4 protein-coding genes are annotated in these 4595 nt (G+C 60.7%); 2 read left to right on the top strand and 2 right to left on the bottom strand.

The window, feature by feature from the left end; translation table 11 throughout:
• Positions 1-2438, top strand: a 2438-nt coding sequence (locus tag E0F99_RS29060) for an efflux RND transporter permease subunit (RefSeq protein WP_130909103.1), incomplete at its 5' end; no start/stop codon positions are given.
• A gap of 134 nt (positions 2439-2572) precedes the next feature.
• Here the strand turns inward: E0F99_RS29060 and E0F99_RS29055 are convergent.
• Together E0F99_RS29055 and E0F99_RS29050 are read right to left on the bottom strand one after the other, a co-directional pair.
• Positions 2573-3481: a MurR/RpiR family transcriptional regulator gene (locus tag E0F99_RS29055; protein ID WP_083358066.1), complete on the bottom strand. Its 909-nt coding sequence runs from the start codon at positions 3479-3481 to the stop codon at positions 2573-2575.
• Between the two features lie 83 nt (positions 3482-3564).
• Entirely contained in the window at positions 3565-3768 is a 204-nt protein-coding gene (locus tag E0F99_RS29050) for a hypothetical protein (protein ID WP_130909102.1), read from the bottom strand.
• On the opposite strand from E0F99_RS29050, the gene iolC reads away from it, so the two are divergent.
• Positions 3767-4595 (top strand): 5-dehydro-2-deoxygluconokinase (gene iolC / locus E0F99_RS29045; RefSeq protein ID WP_130909101.1); only part of this gene is annotated, 829 nt, incomplete at its 3' end. The two genes, E0F99_RS29050 and iolC, sit on opposite strands and share 2 nt — an antisense overlap.

The raw sequence follows: 4595 nt of genomic DNA, 5'->3' as shown, positions 1-4595 counted from the left end.
GCGAGTCCGAGTACATGCTGCGCGCGTCCGGTTACTTGAAAACGCTCAACGATTTCCGCGCTATTGCACTGCGCCTCGACAGCAACAATGTGCCGGTCACCCTCGGCGATGTAGCAACGATTCAACTCGGCCCGGACTTGCGCCGGGGCATCAGTGAACTCGACGGCGAAGGTGAGGCGGTCGGCGGTGTGGTGATCCTGCGCAGCGGCAAAAATGCCCGTGAAGCCATCGCTGCAGTCAAAACCAAGCTGGAGCAACTGAAAAGCAGCCTGCCGCCCGGCGTGGAAATCGTCGCCACCTACGACCGCAGCAAACTGATCGATCGCGCCGTGGACAACCTCAGCCACAAGCTGCTGGAGGAGTTCCTGGTGGTGGCGCTGGTGTGCGGGATTTTCCTCTGGCATCTGCGCTCATCGCTGGTGGCGATCATCTCGCTGCCGGTGGGCGTGTTGATCGCGTTTATTGTCATGCGCTACCAAGGGATCAACGCCAACATCATGTCTCTGGGCGGCATCGCGATTGCCATCGGCGCGATGGTGGATGCGGCCGTGGTGATGATCGAAAATGCCCACAAGAAAATCGAAGCCTGGCACTACGCCAATCCCGGGCGAGATTTAAAGGGCGACGCGCATTGGAAGGTGGTGACCGATGCAGCAGTGGAAGTCGGACCGGCGCTGTTTTTCTGCCTGTTGATCATCACCCTGTCGTTTATCCCGGTGTTCACCTTGCAAGCGCAGGAGGGCCGGCTGTTTGGCCCGCTGGCGTATACCAAGACCTACGCCATGGCGGCGGCGGCCGGGTTGTCGGTGACCCTAGTCCCGGTCTTGATGGGCTATTGGATTCGCGGGCGTATCCCTGACGAGCAACGCAACCCGCTCAATCGCGGCCTGATCAGGCTCTATCAACCGGCCCTTGACGCGGTGCTACGTTGGCCGCGCGCGACCTTGCTGGTGTCGCTGTTGATGGTCGTCAGCGTGCTGTGGCCGTTGTCGAAACTGGGCGGTGAGTTCCTGCCACCGCTGGATGAAGGCGACTTGCTCTACATGCCTTCGGCGCTACCGGGGCTGTCGACGCAAACCGCGGGTGAACTGCTGCAGCGCACGGATCGCCTGATCAAAAGTGTACCGGAAGTCGCCCATGTGTTCGGCAAGGCCGGTCGCGCCGAAACCGCTACCGACCCGGCGCCACTGGAGATGTTCGAGACCACGATCGAATTCAAACCCCGGGACCAATGGCGCGCGGGTATGACCCCGGACAAACTGATCAAAGAGTTGGACCGCACGGTGCAGGTGCCGGGCCTGACCAACATCTGGATCCCACCGATCCGCAACCGCATCGACATGCTCGCCACTGGGGTGAAAAGCCCGATTGGCGTGAAAGTCGCAGGCTTAAGCCTGATGCAGATCGACGCGGTGACCCAGGCCGTGGAGAAGGTCGCCAAGGGGGTGCCCGGCGTGAGTTCGGCGTTGGCTGAAAGGCTGACCGGCGGGCGCTATATCGACGTGGACATCGACCGTGCAGCCGCAGCACAGTACGGGCTGAACATTGCCGATGTGCAGTCGATTGTGTCAGGAGCGATTGGCGGCGAAACCATTGGCGAGACCGTTGAAGGCCTGGCGCGTTTCCCCATCAGCCTGCGCTACCCAAAGGCATGGCGCGACTCGGTAACTGCTTTGGAAAACCTGCCGATCTATACACCGCAAGGCAGCCAGATCACCCTCGGCACGGTGGCCAGGCTCAGGGTCAGTGATGGCCCGCCAATGCTCAAGAGTGAAAACGCACGGCCTTCGGGCTGGGTCTACATCGACGTGCGCGACCGCGACCTCGCGTCGGTGGTCAACGACCTGCGTGAAGCAATCAACCAGCAGGTGCAGCTGCAACCGGGCATGAGCCTCAGTTATTCCGGGCAGTTCGAGTTCCTGGAACGCGCCAATGAGCGCCTGAAGCTGGTAGTGCCGGCGACGTTGCTGATCATCTTTGTATTGCTGTACCTGACCTTCCGCCGTGTGGACGAGGCGTTGCTGATCATCGCCACGCTGCCCTTTGCGCTGACGGGAGGCGTGTGGTTGCTGTACTGGCTGGGTTTCAACTTATCGGTGGCCACGGGCGTGGGCTTTATCGCGTTGGCGGGTGTGTCGGCGGAGTTCGGCGTGATCATGCTGCTGTACCTGAAAAACGCCTGGGCGGCGCGCAAGGACGGCGACCTTTTGGCCGCCATCACCGAAGGCGCAGTACTGCGCGTGCGCCCCAAAGCCATGACCGTGGCCGTGATCATCGCCGGCTTGCTCCCGATTCTGCTGGGCGGCGGCACCGGCAGCGAAGTCATGAGCCGTATCGCCGCGCCGATGATCGGCGGCATGCTCACCGCGCCGTTGCTATCACTCTTCGTAATCCCAGCCGCCTACCACCTGCTACGCCGCCCCAAAACGAGGCACTGAGCAAACTGTAGGAACTGGCTTTATGTGGGAGCGGGCTTGCTCGCGAAAGCGGTGTATCAGTCAGCCTATCTGATACTGACACACCGTATTCGCGAGCAAGCCCGCTCCCACAGGGGATTTGCAGTGTCACAAGGTCAGTCGTCGAACCCCACCTGCTCATGAATCTCATCGACCTTCAATTCCAACCGATACGCCACCGCAATAAACAGCGCCTGGCACAGGCACAGCGTGGCGCTCAACGAGCGAAACGCAAACGACGATCCCTCATTCACTAACAGCACCGCATTCGCCCGCTTGGCCAGGGGCGAGAGGTTGCTGTCGGTGATGATCAGGGTCTTGGCCTGGTGATGTTGGGCAATGCGCAGGCAGTGCTGGGTCTCTTTGCCGTAGGGCGTGAAGCTGATGGCAATCACCAGGTCATTGGCGCGCACGCTGCGCATCTGCTCGCGATAACTGCCGCCCAAACCGGAAATCAGATGGATGCGCTTGTTGGTGTGTTGCAGGTTGTAGACCAGGTAATCGGCCACCGCGAAGGAGCGGCGCACACCGACCACGTAGATATTGTCGGCGTTAACCACCAGGTCCACGGCTTTCTCGAAGGCCACATCATCCAGCTCCAGCCCCAGGCGTTCGATGCCGCAGAGGGTCGCGTTCACGCACTCGCGCGCCAAGTCACCGCCGCTGGCCTTCTGCGACTTGTTGGCGATCATGCTGCGGATACGCTGCTGGTAGTTCTGCACCGGCGTGGTCTTGTGGGTGTAGGCCTCGCGAAACAGCGCCTGCATTTCACTGAACCCACTGAAACCGAAGCGCTGGGAAAACCGCACGATGGCCGAGGGGTGCACTTCGCATTCGCGGGCGATGTCGCTGATGCGGTCGACCATGATCCGGTCACTCTGCTGGCTCATGTAGCTGGCGATGCGTTTGAGCTGGCGTGGCAGGCTTTCGTATTCGTCGGTGATCAGCTGCAACAGGCGCTCGGCATTGATCGGAGGGCTGGCGAGAGTGTCTTCCAGGGTGGTCTCGGGATCGGTGCGGGACATGGGCAATCCTTCTGGCGTGTTCTTCTGAGGCGCTGATGGGTGGGCGCAAGTCTACAGGGTAGGCGCAAAAAAATACCTTGGCATCACGGTGCCTGTGGCCTGCTGAAACGATGCAAGCGGGCTAGGGTGCCATTATGCTGGCTTATTGGAAAAAATATTCCACTAAAAATAATTATGGAATAAATATTGATTGAAGCCGCCGGACGTTCTAGTCTGCTCTCACCAAGAGCGTGTGCCGTCACCACGGCGGCACCACGCAGGCTGATAAAAATAACAGGAGCCAGCATGGGCCAGACTCGTTTTGCCAGTGGGCGTCAATTGGATCTGATATGCCTCGGGCGCTTGGGCGTCGACCTTTATGCGCAGCAAGTCGGTGCGCGGCTCGAGGACGTGTCCAGCTTTGCCAAGTACCTCGGCGGGTCCTCCGCCAATATCGCCTTCGGCACCGCACGGCTGGGGCTCAAGTCAGCGATGCTGAGTCGGGTAGGGGACGACCACATGGGCCGTTTCCTGGTGGAATCCCTGGCCCGCGAAGGCTGCGATGTCAGCGGCATCAAGGTCGACCCGGAGCGCCTTACTGCCCTTGTGCTGCTGGGTCTCAAGGACCGCGAAACCTTTCCGCTGGTGTTCTACCGCGAAAACTGCGCCGATATGGCCTTGCGCGCCGAAGACATCAGCGAAGCCTTTATTGCCGCCAGCAAAGCCTTGCTGATCACCGGCACGCATTTCTCCACCGACGGCGTGTACAAGGCCAGCATTCAAGCCTTGGATTACGCGGCCAAGCACAACGTCAAGCGCGTGCTCGATATCGACTACCGCCCGGTGCTGTGGGGCCTGGCGGGCAAGGCAGATGGCGAAACGCGGTTTGTCGCCGATCAGAACGTCAGCCAGCACGTGCAGAAAATTTTGCCGCGCTTTGACCTGATCGTCGGTACTGAAGAAGAGTTTTTGATCGCCGGCGGCAGTGAAGATTTACTCGCCGCGTTGCGCACCGTACGTGAGCTGACCCCGGCCACCCTGGTGGTCAAGCTCGGCCCGCAGGGCTGCACGGTGATCCACGGCGCGATCCCGGCGCAGCTGGAAGACGGCGCAATCTACCCCGGCGTGCGCGTTG

The organism is Pseudomonas antarctica (assembly GCF_900624995.1).
GTDB classification, from domain to species: Bacteria; Pseudomonadota; Gammaproteobacteria; order Pseudomonadales; family Pseudomonadaceae; genus Aquipseudomonas; species Aquipseudomonas antarctica.
The sequence above is the reverse complement of the archived record's forward strand: the minus strand, read 5'-3'. Positions and strand labels throughout refer to the sequence as shown.